This is a genomic window from Sphingomonas sp. So64.6b (assembly GCF_014171475.1).
In the GTDB taxonomy this organism is placed as follows: Bacteria; Pseudomonadota; Alphaproteobacteria; order Sphingomonadales; family Sphingomonadaceae; genus Sphingomonas; species Sphingomonas alpina_A.
In genome coordinates this window covers 4,203,606-4,225,042 of record NZ_CP048817.1, presented here as the reverse complement: position 1 = coordinate 4,225,042, position 21,437 = coordinate 4,203,606, and the positions used below count along the sequence as shown (strand labels likewise).

At 63.3% G+C, this 21,437-nt stretch carries 26 protein-coding genes; 16 read left to right on the top strand and 10 right to left on the bottom strand.

All coding sequences use genetic code 11. From position 1 onward, the window contains the following. Positions 1–31 precede the first annotated feature (31 nt). On the top strand, positions 32–415 hold the full coding sequence (locus G4G27_RS20305; protein ID WP_183110315.1) for a GtrA family protein: 384 nt from the start codon (positions 32–34) through the stop codon (positions 413–415). Between the two features lie 12 nt (positions 416–427). Then, entirely contained in the window at positions 428–1,159 is a 732-nt protein-coding gene (locus G4G27_RS20300) for a class I SAM-dependent methyltransferase (protein ID WP_183110314.1), read from the top strand. Between the two features lie 15 nt (positions 1,160–1,174). Here the strand turns inward: G4G27_RS20300 and G4G27_RS20295 are convergent, their stop codons facing one another. The 4 genes from G4G27_RS20295 to G4G27_RS20280 form a co-directional block, all read right to left on the bottom strand. Further along, positions 1,175–2,200, bottom strand: a complete 1,026-nt coding sequence (locus G4G27_RS20295) for a glycosyltransferase family 2 protein (protein WP_183110313.1) — start codon at positions 2,198–2,200, stop codon at positions 1,175–1,177. A gap of 95 nt (positions 2,201–2,295) precedes the next feature. Continuing rightward, positions 2,296–4,122: a DUF885 family protein gene (locus tag G4G27_RS20290; protein ID WP_183110312.1), complete on the bottom strand. Its 1,827-nt coding sequence runs from the start codon at positions 4,120–4,122 to the stop codon at positions 2,296–2,298. Between the two features lie 65 nt (positions 4,123–4,187). Beyond that, positions 4,188–6,278: a bifunctional (p)ppGpp synthetase/guanosine-3',5'-bis(diphosphate) 3'-pyrophosphohydrolase gene (locus G4G27_RS20285; RefSeq protein WP_183113928.1), complete on the bottom strand. Its 2,091-nt coding sequence runs from the start codon at positions 6,276–6,278 to the stop codon at positions 4,188–4,190. A 58-nt stretch (positions 6,279–6,336) separates the two neighbouring features. Next, complete coding sequence (locus G4G27_RS20280) at positions 6,337–6,651, bottom strand: hypothetical protein (protein WP_183110311.1); 315 nt, start codon at positions 6,649–6,651, stop codon at positions 6,337–6,339. A 127-nt stretch (positions 6,652–6,778) separates the two neighbouring features. Here G4G27_RS20280 and G4G27_RS20275 point away from each other — a divergent pair, with 127 nt between their 5' ends. After that, the gene (locus G4G27_RS20275; protein WP_183110310.1) at positions 6,779–7,270 is read left to right on the top strand and encodes a helix-turn-helix domain-containing protein; all 492 of its coding nucleotides are present in this window, start codon (positions 6,779–6,781) and stop codon (positions 7,268–7,270) included. 6 nt (positions 7,271–7,276) lie between these two features. Here G4G27_RS20275 and G4G27_RS20270 read toward each other — a convergent pair whose 3' ends face one another. From G4G27_RS20270 to G4G27_RS20260, 3 genes are read right to left on the bottom strand one after another with little or no spacing between them, the layout of a single operon-like run. Then, on the bottom strand, positions 7,277–7,696 hold the full coding sequence (locus G4G27_RS20270; RefSeq protein WP_183110309.1) for a thioesterase family protein: 420 nt from the start codon (positions 7,694–7,696) through the stop codon (positions 7,277–7,279). Beyond that, positions 7,693–8,328 carry an HAD family hydrolase gene (locus tag G4G27_RS20265; RefSeq protein WP_183110308.1) on the bottom strand — a complete coding sequence of 212 codons (636 nt, stop codon included), beginning with the start codon at positions 8,326–8,328 and terminating at the stop codon, positions 7,693–7,695. The genes G4G27_RS20270 and G4G27_RS20265 overlap by 4 nt, the downstream gene beginning before the upstream one ends. After that, entirely contained in the window at positions 8,325–8,600 is a 276-nt protein-coding gene (locus tag G4G27_RS20260; RefSeq protein ID WP_183110307.1) for a DUF3572 domain-containing protein, read from the bottom strand. The genes G4G27_RS20265 and G4G27_RS20260 overlap by 4 nt, the downstream gene beginning before the upstream one ends. Positions 8,601–8,662: 62 nt before the next feature. Between G4G27_RS20260 and G4G27_RS20255 the strand changes: the two genes are divergently transcribed. Next, positions 8,663–9,052, top strand: a complete 390-nt coding sequence (locus G4G27_RS20255) for a response regulator (protein WP_183110306.1) — start codon at positions 8,663–8,665, stop codon at positions 9,050–9,052. 84 nt (positions 9,053–9,136) lie between these two features. Here the strand turns inward: G4G27_RS20255 and rpmG are convergent, their stop codons facing one another. Further along, positions 9,137–9,304, bottom strand: coding sequence for a 50S ribosomal protein L33 (rpmG, locus tag G4G27_RS20250; RefSeq protein WP_034157855.1), 168 nt, complete (start codon positions 9,302–9,304; stop codon positions 9,137–9,139). Between the two features lie 177 nt (positions 9,305–9,481). Between rpmG and G4G27_RS20245 the strand changes: the two genes are divergently transcribed. From G4G27_RS20245 to G4G27_RS20230, 4 genes are all read left to right on the top strand, one after another. After that, entirely contained in the window at positions 9,482–9,805 is a 324-nt protein-coding gene (locus G4G27_RS20245) for a hypothetical protein (RefSeq protein WP_183110305.1), read from the top strand. Positions 9,806–9,826: 21 nt separating this feature from the next. Then, positions 9,827–10,393: a TMEM165/GDT1 family protein gene (locus G4G27_RS20240; RefSeq protein WP_244624434.1), complete on the top strand. Its 567-nt coding sequence runs from the start codon at positions 9,827–9,829 to the stop codon at positions 10,391–10,393. A gap of 101 nt (positions 10,394–10,494) precedes the next feature. Next, positions 10,495–10,992, top strand: coding sequence for a DNA starvation/stationary phase protection protein (locus G4G27_RS20235; RefSeq protein WP_183110303.1), 498 nt, complete (start codon positions 10,495–10,497; stop codon positions 10,990–10,992). A gap of 65 nt (positions 10,993–11,057) precedes the next feature. Further along, positions 11,058–11,243, top strand: a complete 186-nt coding sequence (locus G4G27_RS20230; protein WP_034157851.1) for a DUF1328 family protein — start codon at positions 11,058–11,060, stop codon at positions 11,241–11,243. A gap of 1 nt (position 11,244) precedes the next feature. On the opposite strand, the gene G4G27_RS20225 is transcribed toward G4G27_RS20230, so the two are convergent. Continuing rightward, entirely contained in the window at positions 11,245–12,108 is an 864-nt protein-coding gene (locus G4G27_RS20225; protein WP_183110302.1) for a metallophosphoesterase, read from the bottom strand. Positions 12,109–12,158: 50 nt separating this feature from the next. On the opposite strand from G4G27_RS20225, the gene G4G27_RS20220 reads away from it, so the two are divergent. Together G4G27_RS20220 and G4G27_RS20215 are read left to right on the top strand one after the other, a co-directional pair. Further along, on the top strand, positions 12,159–13,754 hold the full coding sequence (locus G4G27_RS20220; RefSeq protein WP_183113927.1) for a cisplatin damage response ATP-dependent DNA ligase: 1,596 nt from the start codon (positions 12,159–12,161) through the stop codon (positions 13,752–13,754). Between the two features lie 514 nt (positions 13,755–14,268). Then, entirely contained in the window at positions 14,269–15,102 is an 834-nt protein-coding gene (locus G4G27_RS20215; protein ID WP_183110301.1) for a DMT family transporter, read from the top strand. Positions 15,103–15,187: 85 nt separating this feature from the next. Here G4G27_RS20215 and G4G27_RS24405 read toward each other — a convergent pair whose 3' ends face one another. Beyond that, complete coding sequence (locus G4G27_RS24405; protein ID WP_183110300.1) at positions 15,188–15,991, bottom strand: cold-shock protein; 804 nt, start codon at positions 15,989–15,991, stop codon at positions 15,188–15,190. A gap of 209 nt (positions 15,992–16,200) precedes the next feature. Between G4G27_RS24405 and G4G27_RS20205 the strand changes: the two genes are divergently transcribed. The 6 genes from G4G27_RS20205 to rpoN all read left to right on the top strand — a co-directional run bounded on the left by G4G27_RS20205 (position 16,201) and on the right by rpoN (position 21,434). Further along, positions 16,201–17,007 carry a TerC family protein gene (locus G4G27_RS20205; RefSeq protein WP_183110299.1) on the top strand — a complete coding sequence of 269 codons (807 nt, stop codon included), beginning with the start codon at positions 16,201–16,203 and terminating at the stop codon, positions 17,005–17,007. A gap of 31 nt (positions 17,008–17,038) precedes the next feature. Next, the gene (locus tag G4G27_RS20200) at positions 17,039–17,659 is read left to right on the top strand and encodes a ribonuclease D (RefSeq protein WP_183110298.1); all 621 of its coding nucleotides are present in this window, start codon (positions 17,039–17,041) and stop codon (positions 17,657–17,659) included. Between the two features lie 113 nt (positions 17,660–17,772). Next, entirely contained in the window at positions 17,773–18,411 is a 639-nt protein-coding gene (lptC, locus tag G4G27_RS20195) for an LPS export ABC transporter periplasmic protein LptC (protein ID WP_183110297.1), read from the top strand. Positions 18,412–18,417: 6 nt separating this feature from the next. Further along, entirely contained in the window at positions 18,418–18,957 is a 540-nt protein-coding gene (locus G4G27_RS20190; protein WP_183110296.1) for an LptA/OstA family protein, read from the top strand. A 178-nt stretch (positions 18,958–19,135) separates the two neighbouring features. After that, positions 19,136–19,912, top strand: coding sequence for an LPS export ABC transporter ATP-binding protein (gene lptB / locus G4G27_RS20185; protein ID WP_183110295.1), 777 nt, complete (start codon positions 19,136–19,138; stop codon positions 19,910–19,912). A gap of 4 nt (positions 19,913–19,916) precedes the next feature. Then, entirely contained in the window at positions 19,917–21,434 is a 1,518-nt protein-coding gene (gene rpoN, locus G4G27_RS20180; RefSeq protein ID WP_183110294.1) for an RNA polymerase factor sigma-54, read from the top strand. Positions 21,435–21,437 lie beyond the last annotated feature (3 nt).

Genomic DNA, 21,437 nt, shown 5'->3' with positions numbered 1-21,437 from the left:
CAGGCGATTGGAGACGTGGCGGACGAGCGGCATGCTCGGCCAGTTAATCCGCTTCGGCATTGCCGGGGGAATTTCGACCGTCATCTATTCGGCGGTATATCTGCCGCTGACGGCTTGGGTTTTTCGCGGCGCGCACGCGGTCTACGCGGTACCGTTCGCCTTTGCCGTTGCCGTGACCGCGGGTTTCTTCCTGCATAGCCGCTGGAGCTTCAAGGGTCATAATAGCCGTGATAGCAGCGCGGTACAGCAGGCCAAATTCGTCAGCGTCCAGGCATCGGGCATGGCGCTGAACGCGGTCATCACCTGGATCGGCACTGCGTTGCTCGGTTACCCGGCCTGGGTGCCTTTGCTCCCGGCGGTGCTGCTCGCGACGGTCTTTACCTTCATTCTCAATCGCTGGTTGGTGTTCGCCTGATGGCCAAAAGACATGGATAGGATCGTCTACGACCGCATGGCGGAACATGACTCGACGCATTGGTGGTACACCGCGCGCCGCGACATTCTGCACGACTATATCACGCGTTATGCTGGCGTGCCTGGCAACGCACGGATTCTGGAAATCGGTTGCGGCACCGGACATAATTTACCGATGCTGGCGAGCTTCGGCACGGTCGAGGCTATCGAGATCGATCCGGCCGCGCGCGACATCGCCAGCCTGAGGCTCGGGCGCGAGGTCAGCGCGGCGCCGCTGCCGATCCTGCCCGGGGTCGAGCGCGGCGCATATGACCTGATCGCAGTACTCGACGTGGTCGAGCATATCGAGGACGATATCGCAGCACTGAAGGCGATGGCGACGTGCCTGAAACCGGGCGGCAAGATCCTGATCACCGTGCCCGCGCACCAATGGTTGTGGAGCGCGCATGATGTGGTCAATCATCACCATCGGCGTTATTCCAAGGCGACGCTGACCGCCGCGATCCGCAAGGCCGGGCTGGAACCGCGCAAGCTCGGTTATTTCAATTCGCTGCTATTCCCACTCGCCGCTGCGGCAAGGCTGCTCGGGCGGATGACGGGCCGTGACGATAGCGACGATTCGCCGCCACCCAAGGCGGTCAATTCATTGTTCGAGACGATCTTCCGGATGGAACGCCATCTGGTCGGGCGCGTGCCGATGTCGCCGGGAGTATCGATCATCACCTTGGCGGCACCGAAGACCTGAGCTGCGCACCCAGGCCTATTCGGGGCGAACGGCAGCTATTGCTGCCGGGTTAGGAGCGGGCTCAGCGCGCGGTTCAGCGCGATAGCCCAGTGTCGCCGTACCCTTTACCGGCCCGGCGATGTCCGACACGAGATAGAGCGGGCGGCGTTTCGATTCGACATAGAGTCGACCGAGATATTCGCCGATCATGCCGAGCACGAACATCTGCACTGCACCGAGCAACACCACGACCAGCATAGTCGAGGTCCAGCCCTGCACCGCAGTTCCGGAAATGAAGCCGATCGCGATATACACGAACAGCAGCAGCGACAGGCCGGTGAGCGCGAGACCGACATGGCTGGCAAAACGCAACGGCGCAGTCGAAAAACCGGTCACTGCATCGAACGCGAGACGCACCATTTTGCCGAGCGGATAATTGGTCTCACCGGCATGGCGCTCGGCACGGTCGTAGAGGAATGGCACCTGACGAAAGCCGATCCATGCGACCATACCGCGAATGAAGCGCGCCTGTTCGGGCAAGGAGAGAAAGGCGTCGAGCGCGCGCCGGCTCATCAGCCGGAAATCACCGGTATCGAGCGGGATCGGCGTATCGGTCAGCCGGTCGAGCATGCGATAGAAGATCGCCGCGGTGATCTTCTTGAACACCGTCTCGCCTTCACGCTTGCGGCGCACGGCATAGACCACATCGGCGTCCTGTGCGGCCATGGTTCGGCGCATCTCGACGAGCAGTTCAGGCGGATCCTGCAAATCGGCGTCGATGATCAGGATCTGCGCGCCGGCGCACAGGTCGAGCCCGGCGGTCAGGGCGAGCTGATGCCCATGGTTGCGCGACAGGTTGATCGCCACGAGGTGCGGATCGGCCGCGGCCAGGCGCTGCATCGCCGGCCAGCTGCCGTCGCGCGACCCGTCATTGATGAAGATGACCTCATAATCCTCGCCCACTGCCGCGCGGGCGGCGGCTGACACGCGCGCATGGAGCAGGTCGAGGCAGGATTCCTCATTGTAGCAGGGGATGACGACGGACAAAGCGGGACGGTTCATGACCCGCCATTACCGCGAACCGACGCGCGCGTCATCGCCAACTTGTATGGAACTGGTTTGAAAATGCGCCTGCAGGCGCATTTTCAAACAAACGCTCAGGCGATGAGTGCCCGGGCGCGCTCGTCGACCAGGCGTTCCAGGATGGTCAGCGGCACGGCGCCGTCGCGCAGCACCTCATGGAATTGCTTCACATCGAACTTGTCACCCATGATCTTCTTCGCATTGTCGCGCGCGCGCAGCCAGCTGATATGGCCGAGCTTATAGCTGCATGCCTGGCCCGGCATCGTGCAGTAACGCTCGACTTCGCGTTGCGAGCGCGGGCGCGCGAAGCCGACGGTCTCGACGAGATAATCGGTCGCCTGCTCGCGCGTCCAGCGTTTGGTATGGATGCCGGTATCGACGACAAGGCGCGCGGCGCGGAACAGGAAGCTCTGCAGATAGCCGGCACGTTCGATCGGCCCGGCATAGCCGCCCAGTTCGTCGGCAAGCTGCTCGGCATAAAGTGCCCAGCCCTCAATATAGGCGCCGAAGAAGGAGAATTTGCGCAGCAACGGCGTCTTGAGCGCGGCAACCGTACTGAGCTGCAGATGATGCCCCGGCACGCCTTCATGATAGGTCAGCGAGGGCAAGGTATATTTGGGCCAGTCGCCAACGCTCTTCAGATTGATGAAATAGATTGCCGGGCGCGAACCATCGAGCGCGGCGAGGCGGTAATAACCGTTCGATGCGCCATCCTGGATCTCAGTCGGCACGGCGCGGATCTCGAGCGGCGCGGTCGGCGGATCGATAAAGTCGCGCGGCAGCTTCGCCTGCATCGCCGCCAGGCCGGCATTGAGTCCAGCGATCAGCTCGACGCGCCCGGCCGCGCTGTCGGGATAAAGCTGCGCCGGATCCTTGTTGAGCACGGTCAGCCGCGCGCCGACCGACCCTTGCGTCAGGCCCTGCGCCTTGAGGATCGTATCGAGCTCGGCCGTGATTTGCGCGACCTGTTCAAGACCGAGCTTGTGAACCTCGTCAGGGGTGAAATTGGTCGTCGTCGCGCCCGCCAGTGCGGCGGCGTAAAGCTCCGCGCCGTGCGGCACGGTCCAGATCCCGGCCTTATCGCTCGCGGTCGGGCGCTGCTTCTCCAGCAGCGCGATCTGGCGGTCGAGCGCGGGATAGACTTTGCTCTCGACGATCGACGTCGCGCGAGCGCCCCAATCGCCGGTCAGCCCGGCTGCCCTGGCACGACTCACCACCGAAACAACCAGATTATGCTCGCCCGGCGCCGGCGCGCGCATACCCTTGAGCTGTCCGAGCGCGAGATCGAGCGAGAAGCCGGGTGCAAGCATGCCGCGCGCCGCCTCGCTCCGCTGCACATCGCTGTCCTGGTCGAGCGCGACGGCAAAGGCCGCGAGCCGGGCGCAATAGGCATCGGCATCGGCCGCGGTGGCGATCGTATGCGTCGAGTTCAGGAAATCGGGCAGCTCGAAATAGGCGCCCTGTTGCTGCGTGATAGTAAATGGCCGCACTGCCGATCCGACGCCGAATTTCGCCGGTCCAACGGTCTGGTTATTGAGCGAATAGAGCACGACCTCGCGATTGAGCTTGCCCGCGGGCGAGAGAGTGGCGGGCTTGACCGCCTCGATCCGCGCGATCGATTTGCTTGTGCGGGCGAGATCGGCGGTCTGTTCCGCGGCCGAACGGTCGTTGAGACGCGACTTCATGCTCGACAGCGCACCCTTGTCGAGACCCAATTGAGTCGCGTTTTCGGGCGAGTGGAGCAGATTCTCGTCGAAAATCCGTTCGAACAGCTTGTCGAGCGCCGCGTCCCCCGGCGTTGCTGCGGGTTTTGCGGTCGCGCGGGCGGCGAATGCGAGGCCCGGCGTCAGAGTCAATGCGGCGGCAGCGCCACCCGAGGCGAGAAAATTGCGGCGATCCATGAGGAGGTCCTTCGATCAGTGTGTCGCCAACCTACCGCACCCGATAGCGCTGGCAAGCACTGTGATCAGACTCGCTCGACCGTGCTGACCGCGTCTGCTGCACGCAGCGCCGCGATCACGCGCATCAAATGCTGCACGTCGTGCACCTCGACATCGATGGTATTGGTGTGGAAGCCGGTGTCGCGATTATCGAGCCGCAGATTGACGATATTGGCCTTTTGCGCGCCAATGATCGTCGCGATCGTGCCGAGCGCGCCGGGCTCGTTCTTGACCTCGACCAGGATGCGCCCGATCGCGCCCTCCGTCTTGTCGCCCCAGGCGAGATCGACCCAGTCGGCATCGTCGCCCGACACAAGTTTCTCGCAATCGATCGCATGGACCTCGATCCCCTTGTCGGGACGGCGTAGCCCGACGATGCGGTCGCCCGGCACGGGATGGCAGCATTCGGCCAGGTCGAACGCCACGCCGGGGGTCAGGCCACGGATCGAGATCGCGCTCGATTGCGGCGGCAGCTCGCGCATCGCCTCGGCCCCCGCCGACCCGGGCATCAACGCCTCCATCACCTCGGCATCGGTGATGCGGCGGCGTGCGATCGCCTCCATCAAGGCGGGCTCGTCGGCCAGCTTCAGCCGCTTGAGCGCAGCCTTCAAAGCGTCGCCGGCGATCTGCGCGGGCAGACGCTGGACGATCTCATCATAGATTTTATGGCCCAGCGCCTGGGTTTCCTCGCGTTCCTTGTGGCGCAGATGGCGACGGATCGCGGCGCGCGCTTTGCCGGTGAAAGCGAAGTTCATCCAATTGGGCTGCGGCTCCTGTGCCTTGGAGCGCAGAATTTGGACCTGGTCGCCATTCTCGATCTGGGTGCGCAGCGGCACGACGCGGCCATTGATCTTCGCGCCGACCGCCTGGTCGCCGAGATCGGTATGCACGGCATAAGCGAAGTCGATCGGCGTCGCGCCCTTTGGCAGCTGATGCAACTCGCCCTTCGGCGTGAAAGCGAAGATGCGGTCCTGGTACATCGCCATGCGGGTATGTTCGAGCAGTTCTTCAGGCGATTCGGCCGTGTCGAGAATCTCGATCAGGTCACGGATCCAGGTAACCTGAGTCTCCGGCTTCACCTTGTCCTGCTTGTATGCCCAGTGCGCGGCGAGGCCAAGTTCGGCCTCTTCATGCATGTCCTCGGTACGAATCTGGATTTCAACACGCGTATTGTCGGCATGGATCACCGACGTATGGAGCGAGCGGTAACCGTTGCGCTTCGGCGTCGAGATATAGTCCTTGAAGCGCCCCGGCACCATTTGCCAGCGACGATGGATCACGCCGAGCGCCTCGTAACACGCCTCGACGCTCGGCACGATCGCGCGGAACGCCATGATGTCGGAGAGCTGTTCGAAGCTGATGTGCCGTTCGGCCATCTTCTTCCAGATCGAAAAGGGATGTTTTTCGCGACCCGACACATCCGCCTCGACGCCATGGCGCGAGAGCAGGAGCTTCAGCCCCGATCCGATCTTGGCGATGCGATCCCCGCCGCCTTCCTTCAGTTGCGAAAGGCGGCGATCGATCGATTGATAGGCTTCGGGTTCGAGCTGGGCGAAGGCGAGCGTCTGCATCTCCTTCATGAATTCATACATGCCGATCCGCTCCGCGAGCGGCGCATAGATGTCCATCGTCTCCTTTGCGATCCGGCGGCGCTTGTCCGGATTGGCGATGTGATGGAGCGTGCGCATATTGTGCAAGCGGTCCGCGAGCTTGACCAGCAGCACGCGGATGTCGTCCGACATGGCGAGCAGGAACTTGCGAAGATTCTCCGCCGCGCGCTCATTCTCGGTCTGCGCCTCGATCCGCGAGAGCTTGGTGACGCCGTCGACCAGCCGCGCGACCGCCGGGCCGAACAGCTTCTCGATCTCCTCGATCGTGGCGACGGTGTCCTCGACCGTATCATGGAGGATCGCGGTAGCGATCGTCTCATCGTCGAGATGGAGCTCGGTCAGGATGCCGGCCACCTCGATCGGATGGCTGAAATAGGGGTCGCCCGAGGCGCGCTTCTGCGTGCCGTGCGCGTTGACCGAGAAGACATAGGCGCGGTTGAGCAACGCCTCATTGGCGTCGGGATCGTAGCTCAGGACGCGATCGACAAGTTCATATTGGCGCAGCACCCGGCCAAGATGGGGCCGGGTGCTGCTGCTTTGCAACAAATTCTAGGTCCAGCGCCGATTATTTGGCGCGGGAGTTGCATTTAGCCAACGCATCGGCATCGAATGCCGCGCCATTGGCGGTGAAAGTGCTGAGCTGACCGACGCGCTTGACGACGAGTTCGCACACAATCGTGTCGCGTGCCGAACCCTTGGCGGCGGTGCATGCGGTCTCACCGCACTTCCACATCATGCCATTGGTGATGACGTTCGGCTTGGCCGGCGCGGTCACAGGGGTTGCATTATAATAGCCCCCGCCCTGCGCGCTGGCCGCCGTCGCGGGCAGAAGCAGCGTGGTGGAAGCAAGTGCGATGGCGAGCGAGACAAAACGAGACATTTTTTCCTCCGGGGAGTGCGGTGCAGCATAGGTTGCCAAACGCTACTTATCTCGTTAGGTTTCTCGTTGCAACTGAAAACCGTTATTTCATTCGCATGACCCGTAAAATTGACTAGGCTGGTTGATTATGAAGCAGAAACTGCGTGAACCCCTTCGCGATCTCGCCGAGTGCAGCCTTCCAGCGGCGCTCGAGGCGATGGGGGAACGCTGGTCTTTCCTCATCTTACGCGCTGCGTTCAACGGCCTGTATCATTTCGAGGAATTTCAGTCGGAATTGGGCATTGCGCGCAACATCCTGGCCAACCGGCTCGCGCGGCTGGTCGAACATGGCATCCTGAAGCGTGACGCGCTGCCCGAGGATCGGCGCAAGATCGAATATCGGCTGACCGACAAGGGATCCGCGCTGCTGCCGACGATGATCGCGCTTAGGCAATGGGGCGAGCGCTGGGAAACCGGCATGCCGGCGACCCCGGTGCTGGTCGATGAACGCGACATGCGTCCGATCGCGCCGATCGACGTCCGCGCCTGGGATGGCCGCATCCTGACCAAGCAGGACTTGCTCTGGGCGCTGCCCGAGGATGTCGTGACGGGCGATCCGGCAGCACAGGCGGCCGAATAACAGACCTTAGCCGGCGACCAGCTTTTCCAGGAACGCCCGCATCGCGGGCGAAAAAGGTGCGCTGCGGCCCTGCTCCAGATCAACGTTCACGCTGACCATCAGGATCGTGCAGTGAAGGTCGCCGGTGACCGCATGGCACAGATCGAAACGCTTGGTCAGGCTGGTCCCGCCAAGGCGGTCGAGTCGCACGAACGCCTCGATCTCGTCGCCGAGCCTGAACGGTTTCAAATAATCGATCTCGGTATGGCGAACGTTGAACTCCGCACCGTGCCATTCGGGCAGCGCGTCGATCCCGGTCCAGTCCCAGAACTCAGTCACCGCGACATCGGCATATTCGAGATAACGCGAGTTGAAGACGATCTTCTGCCCGTCGATCTCGGCATAACGCACCTTGAAGCGCGTCGAGAAGGAGAAACCCTCCCTCATTCCGCCGGCAGACCCGCAGCGAAGCGCTCGGCGATCCATGCCTCCGCCCCGATCCAGTCGTCGATCCGCGCATGCGCGGCAGGTGCCTTGGGTACGTTGGGCGCAAGCGCCGGTTCGGATATCATGTGAAGGCGGTGGACTTGCGGCGCGTGGCGCGCGACCGAATCGTGATGGACGGCAAGATCGTCGACGAACACCGTGACCGGATCGACCCCATCGCTCCTGTGTTCGGCGACCAGCCGGGCGACCGGACCGCCTTTGCCGCCCTGATTGCATTCGACGCGGTGCGCGATACCGAAGCGGGCGAGTTGTTCGATGCGCGGCTGGCGGCACTGATCCTGCAAATTGGTCAGGATGACGATATCGGCGCTTTCAGACAGCGCGGCGAGCGCTTCGCGAGCATGGGGTACGAGCGTCTGGCGATCCATCTCGGCGGGGAAGAACTGGTCGAGCATCGCCCACATTTCCTCCCGCGCCGGCGCCGGGCTGCCATCGCGCCGCTTCATCGAGGTGGCGAAATCGCCGCCATTGGGGGAGAAATCGATCTCGTGCGTCTCGCCCAGCCATACGCCGAAATGCCGCACCATGTGCAGCAGCACCTCATCGCAATCGCAGATCAGCAGCGGCCTCATGCCTGAAGACTCCGATTGGCCGCGACCAGCGCCGTGGGAGGCACCTCGATCGCGGCGGCACAGGCGATCAGATTGGGCTCATAACCTTCGAGGAACGCGAGCACCGCCGACAATACCGCCGGATCGCCCGCGCGAGCGCGTAGATCGTCGGGCTCGAGCCCGGTCACGGCGAGCAGCCGCGAGGCGCGATCGGCGTCGCTCAGGATCCACACCAGCGCGCGCAGGGCAAGCGCCCCAGCGTCTTCAGCCGCGTCTTCATTTGTCTGTGGCACGCGCTTTTCTTATCAAGGAGGGGGGCCTATCAGCGGAAGCTGAATGGAAGGATGGGTTTCGCGTGGCAAAAAGAGTGCTCGTTGTCGAGGACAATGAACTCAATCTAAAGCTGTTCTGCGACCTGTTGCGTGCGCACGATTACCTCGCAGAAGGGGTCCGTGACGAGCGTGAGGCGCTGACACGCGCGCGCGATTTCGGTCCCGACCTGATCGTGATGGATATCCAGTTGCCGCATATCAGCGGGTTCGAACTGATCGTCCAGATGAAGGCCGATGATGCGCTCAAGGCGATCCCGATCATGGCGGTGACCGCCTATGCCGGGCGCGAGGATGAGGAGCGGATTCGCGCGGCCGGCGCGGATGCCTATGTCTCGAAACCGATTTCGCTGGCGCGTTTCGTCGATGCAGTCTCGTCGCTGCTGCTTGAGCCGGACGTTGGGAACCAGACATAGGAAAGGGCCGCCAGGCGTGCGCCTGCGGCCCCGGATCCCGACCGGATCGGGATAACCGATCGGGGACTTACGCCCCCGGCCCGATCACTTGATCTTGGTTTCCTTGAACTCGACATGCTTGCGCACGACGGGATCATACTTCTTGAAGCTGAGCTTCTCGGTCTTGGTACGCGGATTCTTCTTGGTGACATAGAAGAAGCCCGTGTCAGCCGAGCTGAGCAGCTTGATTTTGACGGTTGTCGGCTTGGCCATGAGCCCGATTCCTGTACGATAAAAATGCAAAAGCGGCGGACGCGCCGCCGCTCACAGACCGGGGCGATTGGCCGAGGGCTGCGCGAATGTCAAGTCCGGCACCGGTTTAACCCCCTGTTTACCATATAGGGCGCAGCTTCCAACCGAGGGCGAGAGCCCCATGGGAGGTAATGGGGCATGACGCAGCGGCAATCGGGGTACGACCCCATCAGGGCGGAACTGGCGGCACGAATCGGCCTGATCGACGCACGTATGTCGATCAGCGAATCGGCCAATGTCGCACATGAGATCGATGCGATCCGGTCGATCGCCTATCGCAGCGGCATATATCCGGCCGTTACCGTCGCCCAGGCGCTCGAATCGGCATTGGCGCGCGGCGAACGCGGGCCGCTGATCCATGGCTGGCTGGCGATCCTCAGCGATGCGGTCGATAGCGAGCGGACCGATGGTGCCGCCTGCGCGACCTACGCCGCGGCCTGCTCCGTTCGCCTGACCGGCTAAGCCAACGATATGGATGCGCTGATGGCCGCCTTCGTCGCGGCGCTGCTGGCGCAGGCGAGCGACCGGACGCCATGGCTGACCGCCATACTCTCCACCCGATTCGCGCGACCCGGCACGGTCATCCTGGCAACCGCGATCGCCCTCGCGATCGGCAATGGCATTGCCGCTGTCGGTGGCGCACTGATCGGACCACGCATATCGCCCAACGCCCGGGACCTGTTCCTTGCGCTCGCCCTGATGTCGGCCGGCGGATCGGCTCTGTTCGCGATCAAGCCACCCGACCGGCTGTCGGGCTGGCGGATCGGTGCGTTCATGACGAGTTTGCTTGGTGTCGCGATTCTCGCCGCCGGGGACCGGACTCAATTCATCACGCTTGCCATTTCCGCGCGTAGCCCCTCCCCCGTGCTTGTCCCCGTTCTGGCTGCCGTCGGCGCGACGATCGGTGCGTTGGTCGTCAACATTCCCGCGATCATCGCCGGGGAGGATGTGCGTAGAAAACTGCCGATCCCCGCGATCCGCGTCGCTATCGGCATCCTGTTCCTGATCGTCGGCGTGGTACTTGGCCTTGGCGCGATCCGGCTGATCTGATTTTTCGATCGCTCTGATCGGACAAGTTCATCGCGTATCGACGGAGCATTTCCGCTATCGAACCGTTATCGCAACGACTCGACCGGAAAACAGGATATTCCATGGCAACGCCCCCCGCACCGCTCAAGACGCCGACCGACATCAAGACCAATGCCGCCAAGTCAGTCGCCGAAGCGCTCAACGGCATCCTTGCCGACAGCTTCGCGCTGTATCTCAAGACGAAGAATTTCCACTGGCACGTGTCGGGTCCGCATTTCCGCGACTATCACCTGATGCTCGACGATCAGGCGACGCAGATCCTCGGCACGACCGATGCGATCGCCGAGCGCGTGCGCAAGACCGGCAATACGACGTTGCGCTCGATCGGCGACATTGCGCGCCACCAGACAATCAAGGACAATGACGCCGCCTTCGTCGCCGCAGCAGACATGCTGTCGGAACTGCGTGAGGATAATCTGAAGCTGGTCGAGGCATTGCGCGAGGCCAAGGACATCGTCGACGACGCGAAGGACAATGCGACCAGCGGTATTCTCGACGACTGGACCGACCAGGCCGAGGAACGCGCCTGGTTTCTGTTCGAAGCCAGCCGGGGCGCCTAGGTTTACAAGACGGGAACAAGCTCGCCAAGAGAGTCGTTTCGCCTTCACACTACAGGAGACGTCACATGATTCGCTGGGCTATCACCTTCCTTGTCATCGGTCTCGTTCTCGCGCTGCTTGGCTTTGGCGGCCTCGGTGGCACCTTTATCGGCATCGCCAAGATCCTGTTCTTCGTCGCGATCGCGGTGTTCGTCGTGCTGCTGCTGATGGGTCTTGCCGCCGGCAAGGGCGTCAAGAACGCGCTCGACTAGACTATTGTTTTGACGCTGGGTTCGCGTCGCGCGGACCCAGCGTCACGACCCACATCTCGGGCGGGGCGCCGATCCGCATCGGCAGGATGCTGGTGCCGACCCCACCGGTAACGATCATCGCGTGATGCCCCTGGTGCGAGATGCCGCAGGGAAATTGTTCGCGATGATCGATCATCGTCCTGAGCGGGCCGAACCAGGGCACCACGATCTGGCCGCAATGCGTGTGACCGGCAAAGACTGGCTGGCTGCCGAAGCGCGAGATGCGGGCGATGTCCGGCGAATGCGCGAGAATGATGTTTGCGCCTTTCAACTTGCGCATTGCCGCTTCGGTCTTTGGAACATCGTCGTGCTTGGCGATCTTGTCGTTGACGCCGCCGATGACGAGCGGTCCGCGCTGGATCGCCTCGTTGACCAGCACATCGACCTTGGCGGCCGAGAGCGTGCGACGAACGGTCGCGGCGTCGGTCCAATAGTCATGGTTGCCCAGCACCGCGATCACCCCGAGCGGCGCGTGCAGTCTTGCCATCGCGGCGGTGAGGTCGGGCGAGACCGCGCGCGCGGTTTGCGCATCGTAACCGGAGATGAAATCACCCGCCAACAGGATCAGGTCGGGCTTTTGCGCCATCGCCTGATCGACGATCCGGTCGAGACGCGCGGTACCCATCGTCGCATTGCCGAGATGGATATCGCTGAGCAGCAACATCCTGATTGGCGGCGCGCCCTTCGGCCAATCCGCCAGTTCCATGCGCCCCTGCTTGATCACCGGATCGCGCCGCGCCTCGAAGAAACCATATAGGCAGACCAGCAGGGCGGCCAATGCGACCCAGGCGGTCGACCGAAACAGGAAACGAAGGAAGGTACGCATTATTAGCTCCCTAGCGGGAGCGTCCGCGATGCGCCATGCGTTGGTCCGTCATGCGCGCCTTTGCCGACCTTCTCGATTCGCTGATCTATACGCGGTCGCGCAACGCCAAGCTCAAACTGATCGGCGACTATCTGATCGCCACGCCCGATCCCGATCGCGGCTGGGCGATGGCTGCGCTGACCGGCGATCTCGACCTGACTGCGGTCAAGCCGGCGGTGATCCGCGGGTTGATCGAAGCACGGGTCGATCCCGTACTCTATCGCATGAGCCGCGACTATGTCGGCGACAGCGCCGAGACGATCGCGTTGCTATGGCCGACACCATTGGTGCCGCCGGAGGAAAGCGGCCCGCTGACCATCGCCCGGGCGGTCGATACGCTCAATTCGCTGTCGCGTTCGGATGCTCCCGCGGCACTGGCCGCGATGCTCGACCGGCTCGATGCCGAGGAGCGCTTCGCTTTACTCAAGATGGCGACCGGCGCGCTGCGCATCGGCGTGTCGGCGCGACTCGCCAAGACCGCGCTGGCGACCGCGTTCGGCATCGATGTCGAGGCGGTCGAAGAGGTGTGGCACGGCATCTCGCCGCCCTATGTCGCACTGTTCGACTGGGCCGAGGGACGTGGGGCACAGCCGACCGCCGCGGACGTGCCCGTGTTCCGCCCCTTCATGCTGGCGCACCCGCTGGAAGACCTGCGCCTCGACCTCAAAGACTATGCCGCCGAATGGAAATGGGACGGAATCCGCGTGCAGATCGTCCATGTCGCCGGCACCACGCGGCTTTACAGCCGTGCCGGCGACGACATCACCGCGAGCTTTCCCGAGGTCGCGCGCGATTTCGCGGCGCTCGGCGTGGTCGATGGCGAGTTGATGGTGAAGGGCGATGTCCAGGGCGCTGGGCGGGAGGAAGGCGGTGGCGCGGCGAGCTTCAACGCGCTGCAGCAACGGCTCGGGCGCAAGATCGTCTCCGCGAAGATGCTCGCCGACTATCCCGCGTTCGTGCGGCTGTACGACATCCTGTTCGATGGCGCGGAAGATCTGCGCGAACTGGCCTGGACCGAACGCCGATCGCGACTGGAATCTTTTGCCCGGACGCTCGACCCGGAGCGCTTCGATGTCAGCCAGTTGATCGATGCGGATGATTTCACCGCGCTGGAAGGCATCCGCGCCGGCGCCCGCGACGCGGCGATCGAGGGGGTAATGCTAAAGCGGCGCGATTCGCCTTATGTCACCGGACGGCGCGCCGGCCTGTGGTATAAATGGAAGCGCGACCCGCTGACCGCCGATTGCGTGATGATGTACGCGCAGCGCGGATCGGGGCGGCGGTCATCCTTTTACAGCGATTACACCTTTGGCTGCTGGACCGATGATGGCGAGTTGCTCCCGGTCGGCAAGGCCTATTCGGGCATCACCGATGAGGAACTCAAGATGCTCGACAAGTTCGTCCGCGGCCATACGCTCAACCGCTTCGGCCCGGTACGCGAGGTCGAAAAGACACTGGTGCTGGAGATCGCGTTCGATTCGATCCACGAATCGAAGCGCCACAAATCGGGCGTGGCAATGCGTTTCCCCCGTATCGCGCGGATCAGGACCGACAAGCCGGCAGCCGAGGCGGATACGGTGGCGGGGCTGAAGCGGCTGATCGTATAGCGCAGCCTCGGTCTGAGTGGGTTCACCTTCCCCATTATTTCAAGCGAAGTCGAGCGGCGGGCATTTCGGGTTAGAGCACCGCGCGTTCAATCCGTTCCGTTCATGCTGAGCGGAGATCGCTTGGTGAGACAGTATCGAGACCTGATGATAGCATTGGTGGCACACTAAGTGACTGATATATAGAGAGATCATATCGAATCTCTCGCGGGGTCGGGCGCGGAAGGACATATACTACATAGGGTGTCCCATATCTCCGGCGCTCTCCGTGATCCGGTCCCAGACAGGCCGTCGCCTTACGCACCTGTCACCGGTGGCGATTCAACCATGACACAGGGTCGGGCATGTCATTGCTTGCCGACTTATCCGGCGCGCTCTTTCTTACTGTCGAAACAGCTTTGCTGCGGGGCCACCAGCGCAATCGCCTCCGCATGACCAACGCCGTTGCCCCATGCGCCTGATGCAAAGCTCGATGCTTGGGGATGACGTGACCGAGCGAATAGGCCAACGGATATACATGCCTCCTCTCGCGCTGGCCTCGATCCTGATGATCGCCTCCGGGTCACTTCACGCGGTGGTCAACGCGATCGTCAAGGGTGGCAAGGACAAGGCCTCGGGGCGTGCGATCACCGACGGCACCAGCGCGCTCATACTGTTGCCGGCGACCTTGCTCGTGCCGTTGCCGCATGGCGCATGGGGCTGGCTGGCGGCGAGCGCGGTGATCCATGGTTTCTATCTGTACGCACTGATTCGCGCCTATTCGATCGGCGACCTGTCATCGGTTTATCCGGTGCTGCGCGGCAGCGCTCCGTTACTGACCGCGGGCGTGACGCTTGGCTTGCTTGGCGAACACGCCACGGCCGCCCAGATCGCCGGGGTCGCGGTGATCGGCGTGGCGATGTCGGCGATGATCGCGGGACGTCATATCGGGCGTGAAGCGCTGGTCTGGGCATTGCTCACAGGAGCCTGCATCGCTGCCTATACCGTGGTCGATGCGATCGGTGTACGCGCCGCGCCGACGCCGGCCAGCTATATCGTCTGGGTCTTCGTACAGATGGGCGCGGTGGTCGTTGTCATGTTCGGAACGCTGTCGAAAGGCGCGATCTTTGCCGCCGCCCGGCGGCAGTGGCGGCCGGGTGTGATCGCCGGCATATTGTCGATCCTGACCTATGGCATGGCGCTCTACGCTTTCTCACTCGGGCCGACCGCACCGCTCGCCGCATTGCGTGAGACCGGCATGGTGACCGCGCTGGTCATTTCGATCCTGATATTGCGCGAGCCGGTGACACGGGGGCGGATAATTGGTGTGTTGGGGATATTGGCCGGGGCCGCGCTTATTCTGGTTGGGTGAAGCGCCCTGTTTCTTCAGCTTCAGACGCGAAAAACCCGGCGCACCTTTCGGCACGCCGGGTTTTCTAACTCAAACGAGTCGCGGGTTACGCGATCGAAGTGAGGTTCACCGCCGCGTACTTGCCGCGACGATCGACTTCGAGTTCGAATTCGAGCCGGTCGCCTTCGTTGAGGCTGGTCATGCCGCCGCGTTCGACCGCGGAGATGTGCACGAACGCATCGGGCTGTCCGTCGTCGCGCTGAATGAAGCCGAAGCCCTTCATCGCGTTGAAGAACTTGACCGTACCGGTCGCCTTCTCACCAGTCAGCTCACGCTGCGGGCCACCGGCACCGCCGGCGCCACCGCGAGGCGCACCACCCGGGGCCGCATCACGCTCGCGCGGAGGGCCGCGGTCGGTGACGGGGAGCGGTTCGCCCTCGATCTTGAGGTCGGTCGCCGAAATACGGCCGCCGCGATCGACGAGGGTGAAGCCAAGCGGCTGACCTTCGGCCAGACCGGTCAGGCCGGCCTGCTCGACCGCGCTGATGTGCACGAACACATCCTCGCCGCCGTCATCGCGAACGACGAAGCCGAAGCCCTTTTGACCATTGAAGAATTTGACGACGCCCGTGCCTTCGCCAACGACCTGGGGAGGCATGCCGCGGCCCGCGCCGCCACCGGCAGCACCGCCGCCGAAGCCGCCGCCGCCGCTGCGGAAACCACCGCCACCGCCGCCGCCACCGCCGAAGCGATCACCGCCGCCGCCACCGAAGCGGTCACCACCACCGCCGAAACGATCGCCGCCGCCGCCGAAGCTGCTACCGCCGCCGAAATCGTCGCCGCCGAAACCATCGCGCTTGTCGCGGCCACGCCCACCGCGATCCCCGCGGCGTCCTTTATCGAAACTCATGCCCTGTTCGTCTTCCCGGTCCGCCCAAATCGCCTATCAAGAACCGATGCGCCGGACGAAAAGCGCAGGTCTTCGGGCACCAAACCAATCGTGCCACCGAATCGGTTTAGCCTAAAAACACCTGTGCTGCGAATGAATTCGTCGGAATTACGGCACGGTAGGTATCGTTCGCTTGCGCCCCTGTGGCCAAGACGGCACAGGAAGGAGCCATGTCGATCATCGCACTTCTGTCCGATCCCGCCGTCTGGGCGGCCCTTGCCACGCTGATCGTGCTCGAGGTCGTGCTCGGCATCGACAATCTGATCTTCATTTCGATCCTGTCGAACAAGCTGCCCGAACATCAACAAGCCAAGGCGCGCAAGCTCGGCATCGGCCTAGCGCTGGGCCTTCGCCTCGTACTGCTGTCGATGATCGCGTGGATCGCCGGGCTGACTCAGCCGGTGTTCGACCTGGAACTGAGCGGAGCGCCCGGCGCACATGGCGAGCCGAGTTTCGAAACCGCCTTCTCATGGCGCGACCTGATCCTGATTGCCGGCGGCATCTTTCTGTTGTGGAAGGCGACCAAGGAGATCCACCACAGCGTCGACCCCGAGGAAACGGGCGAACAGCTCGACAAGAAGGGCAAGGTCGCTCTGAGCTTCGGATCGGCGATCGCGCAGATCCTTGCGCTCGACATGGTCTTTTCGATCGATTCGATTCTCACCGCGATCGGCATGACCGACCATTTGCCCGTCATGGTGGTCGCCGTGATCGTCGCGGTCGGCGTCATGATGTTCTCAGCCACGCCGCTGGCCAATTTCATCGCCCGCAACCCGACCGTGGTGATGCTGGCGCTCGGTTTCCTGCTGATGATCGGCGCTGTACTGATTGCCGACGGCTTCGGGGTGCATGTGCCCAAGGGGTATATCTACACCGCGATGGCCTTTTCCGCCGGGGTGGAGACGCTCAACATCTTCGCCCGCCGCCGCCGCGAAAAGCGCGCTGCGGCCGGCGCGCCGTCAGCGTCAGGCCATTGAGCGGACTCGCGTTCGCGGCTAGGCGATTCGCATGACCGTATATTTCCACGAAGAAGACATTCCTCCAGGCCTGTTCGTCGATGGCGCGGATATTGCCGTCGACACCGAGACAATGGGGCTGATCACGCCGCGCGACCGGCTGTGTGTCGTACAATTGTCCGATGGCGGGCCGGACGAGCATCTCGTCCGCTTCGCCCCCGGCAGCGATTATGCCGCGCCCAATTTGCGCGCGTTGCTCGCCGACCGGAACCGCGTGAAACTCTATCATTTCGCGCGTTTCGACCTTGCCGCGATCAGCCATTATCTGAAAGTCACGGCGGCGCCGGTCTATTGCACCAAGATCGCCTCGCGCCTGGTGCGCACCTATACCGATCGCCATGGCTTGAAGGAGTTGGTGCGCGAACTGCTCGGCCAGGACATTTCCAAGCAGCAGCAATCGTCCGACTGGGGGGGACCGGTACTGAGCGACGCGCAAAAGGACTATGCCGCATCCGACGTGCGTTTCCTCCACGCGATGCGCGAGGAACTGAACCGCCGGCTGGTGCGCGAGGGGCGCATGCATCTCGCCCAGGCGTGCTTCGATTTCCTGCCCGCGCGCGCCGAACTCGATCTCGCCGGCTGGCCGGAAATAGATTTGTTCGCGCATGTTTGACGCCATGCGGCTACGGCACCAGCCCGCTCCCCCACCCGGCCACCCACAGCGTATCCTGAATGGGTGGCCGGGTGGGGGAGCGGGCTGGTGCCGTCTTTCTATCGGAAACGCGCATGTCTGAGGTCGCCGCCCGGATCCGCTCGGAACGACAGGTCTGGGCCGCGCCGGGCAGCAGCCACGACCGCGTCGTCACCGCATCGCGTATCCTGTTGCCGGTGGGCATCGGCATTCTCGCGGCATTCCTGGTCATGGCGCCGCTGACCAAGAGCGGCGATGTCAGTTTCCTGCTCGACAAGAACAAGGTCGAGGTCGCCAAGGAACGACTGCGTATCCAGCAGGCGCTTTATCGCGGCGAGGATGGCAAGGGCCAGCCCTTCGCGCTGACCGCGGGATCGGCGATACAAAAGAGTTCGCGCGAACCGATCGTCCAGCTCAAGACGCTGTCGGCGGCGATCAGCCTGCCCGATGGCCCGGCGACGTTGATCGCCAACAAGGGCAATTATAACATGAACAGCGAGCAGGTCGCGGTCGAAGGTCCGATCCGCTTCCGCGCCGCGAACGGTTATCAGCTCGACACCCACGACGCGACGGTCGATCTGAAAACGCGCAAGCTGCAGAGCGGCAGCGCAGTGACCGGGACGGTACCGCAAGGCACGTTCAGCGCAAACGGCATGAAAGCCGATCTTGAATCGCATATCGTTACGCTTGATGGCAACGCGCGCTTGCGGATCGTGCCGGGAAGGAACAGATAGGCGCCCATGGTCACGCCAGTCCGCCTGTTCGCCGTCATCGCCCTTACTGCCGCTACGGCCGCGAGTGCGCAGTCGCGTCATAATTCGAACGCGCCGATTGATTTCGGCGCCGATCATATCGAGCTTCAGGACAAGGCCAACCGTGCGATCCTGTCGGGCAGCGTGTCGGTCAAGCAGGCCGAGATGACGCTCAATGCGGCGCGCATGACCGTCGCCTATACCGGACAGGTGATCGACGGCAGCCCACAAGTGTCGCGGCTCGACGCGTCGGGCGGTGTCGTCGTGACACGTCCCGACCAGAGCGCACGCGGCCAATATGCGATCTACGACCTTAACCGCCGCGTCATCACCATGCTCGGCGCGGTATCGCTGCTTCAGGGCGGCAACACCGTCAATGGCGGGCGGCTGACGATCAATCTCGACTCCGGGAAAGCGGTGATCGACGGGTCGTCGGTCGGCGGCACGCGCACCAATTCCGACGGCAGCACGACCACGACGCCAGGCGGACGGGTGACCGGACGTTTCTCGGTCCCGAAGCGGAATTGAGTTTGGTGTGATCAGACGGTTCCGGCCCTAGCAAATCACCATCGCGTGTTTTTGCGGCGTTTCGCCGCGCTCCCCTTCCCTAAATCATCGGCCTGCTGCAAAGGGACATGCATGAAGCTTGCCAAGTCGCTTCCTGGTAAGGTTTTGCTAACCCTATGATGCGAGCACGGACGCGCCGATGACCGACACCGCAATCCTCGAAACGATCCCGCCGATCCATGAAGCGCCCGCGATGGCCGGCCTGTCGGTGGTGTCGATCGCCAAATCCTATGACAAGCGCGTGGTTCTGTCCGACGTATCGGTGACGGTCGGGCGTGGCGAGGTGATCGGGCTGCTCGGGCCGAATGGTGCCGGCAAGACGACATGCTTCTATTCGGTGATGGGATTGGTGAAGCCCGATTCGGGCCGCATCATGCTCGACGGCGACGATATCACCGGTCTGCCCATGTACCGCCGGGCGATCCTCGGCCTTGGTTACCTGCCGCAGGAAACCTCGATCTTTCGTGGCCTTTCGGTCGAAAAGAACATCCTGACCGTGCTCGAGCTGGCCGAGCCCGACAAGGCGGCACGCGCCGAGCGGCTGGAAAAATTGCTCGGCGATTTCGGGCTGACGCGGCTACGCGATGCCCCGGCGATGGCGCTGTCCGGCGGTGAGCGCCGGCGCGCGGAAATCGCGCGCGCACTGGCCGCCGATCCGTCGATCATGCTGCTTGACGAGCCATTCGCCGGGATCGACCCGATCTCGATCGCCGATATCCGTGACCTGGTCTGCCAGTTGAAGGAACGCGGCATCGGCGTGCTGATCACCGATCACAATGTCCGTGAGACGCTCGACATCGTTGATCGCGCCTACATCATCTATGACGGCCGAGTGCTGTTCACCGGCTCCCCCGCCGAACTGGTCGCCGATGCGAATGTGCGACGACTGTATCTGGGCGAGGGCTTCTCGCTCTGATCCCATGAGTCTCGCCCCGCGCCTCGATCTGCGCCAGTCGCAATCGCTGGTGATGACGCCGCAGCTGCAGCAGGCGATCCGCCTGCTTGCGCTGTCGAATCTCGAGGTCGAGGGCTTCATCGCCGAGGAAATCGAGAAGAATCCGCTGCTCGAAAGCGGCGCGGCCGAGGATGACGGCCCGGCACAGGAACGCGATGCCCCGCCGGAAGAATTCGCCGCGCCGCGCGACGAACCGGCCAGCGCCGACGAATTGCTGATGGGCGGCGATGCGACCGGCGAAGCCTCGCTGGATGTCGATTTCACCGCCGAAAGCTTCCATCACGACAGTCTCTCCGATCAGCCGGGCGGCGCGGGCATGGACGGCTCGCTCGGGCTGACCGGCAGCAGCGGTGGCGGCATGGGCGAGGATGGTCCCGACTTCGACAGTTTTGCCGATACGGGAACGACTCTTGCCGATCATCTGCTCGCCCAGGCAGGACCGGTGGTCGACGGCCCCGACATGTTCATCGCCGCGCACCTGATCGACCAGATCGACGAGTGCGGTTACCTAACCGTGCCGCTGCTCGAAATCGCCAACCGCCTGGGCGTCGCACTGGCGCGGATCGAATCGGTGCTGATGACGATCCAGACCTTCGATCCGACCGGGGTCGGAGCGCGCGACCTCGCCGAATGCCTCGCGCTGCAGGCGAAGGAAGCGGACCGCTACGATCCCTGCATGGCGCGGTTGATCGACAATCTCGACTTGCTTGCGCGCGGCGATCTCGCGCGGCTGAAGCGCATGTGCGGCGTCGATGACGAAGACATGGCGGACATGATCCGCGAACTGCGCGGTTATGATCCCAAGCCCGGCTGCCGCTTCGGCGGCGAACCGGCCCAGGCCGTTACCCCCGACATTTTCGTCGCGCGGCGCAAGGATGGCTGGGGCATCGAGATCAACGCCGCGACGCTGCCGCGCCTGCTGGTCAATCGCAGCTATTATGTCGAGCTGTCGGGCGGGCACCAGGACAAGGCGTCCAAGGCCTGGCTCAGCGACATGCTCGCCAGCGCCAACTGGCTGGTCAAGGCGCTCGACCAGCGCCAGCGCACCATCGTCAAGGTCGCGACCGAGATCGTCAAGCAGCAGGAAGCCTTCTTCCTGCACGGCGTCGCGCATCTGAAGCCGATGACGCTGCGCCAGGTCGCCGATGCAATTGAGATGCACGAATCGACCGTCAGCCGGGTAACCAGCAACAAATATATGAGTTGCGCGCGCGGGCTCTACGAACTCAAATATTTCTTCACCTCGGCGATCCAGTCGTCCGATGGCGGCGACGCGGTATCGGCCCAGGCGGTCAAGAGCGCGATCCGCGCACTGATCGGCGCGGAGGGGAGCAAGATCCTGTCCGACGACACGCTGGTCGAATTGCTCAACGCCAAGGGCTTCGATATCGCGCGGCGCACAGTCGCCAAATATCGCGAGGCGCTGGGGATCGGTAGTTCGGTACAGCGGCGCCGCGCCAAGGCGCTGGAGGGCGCAAGTTAACCA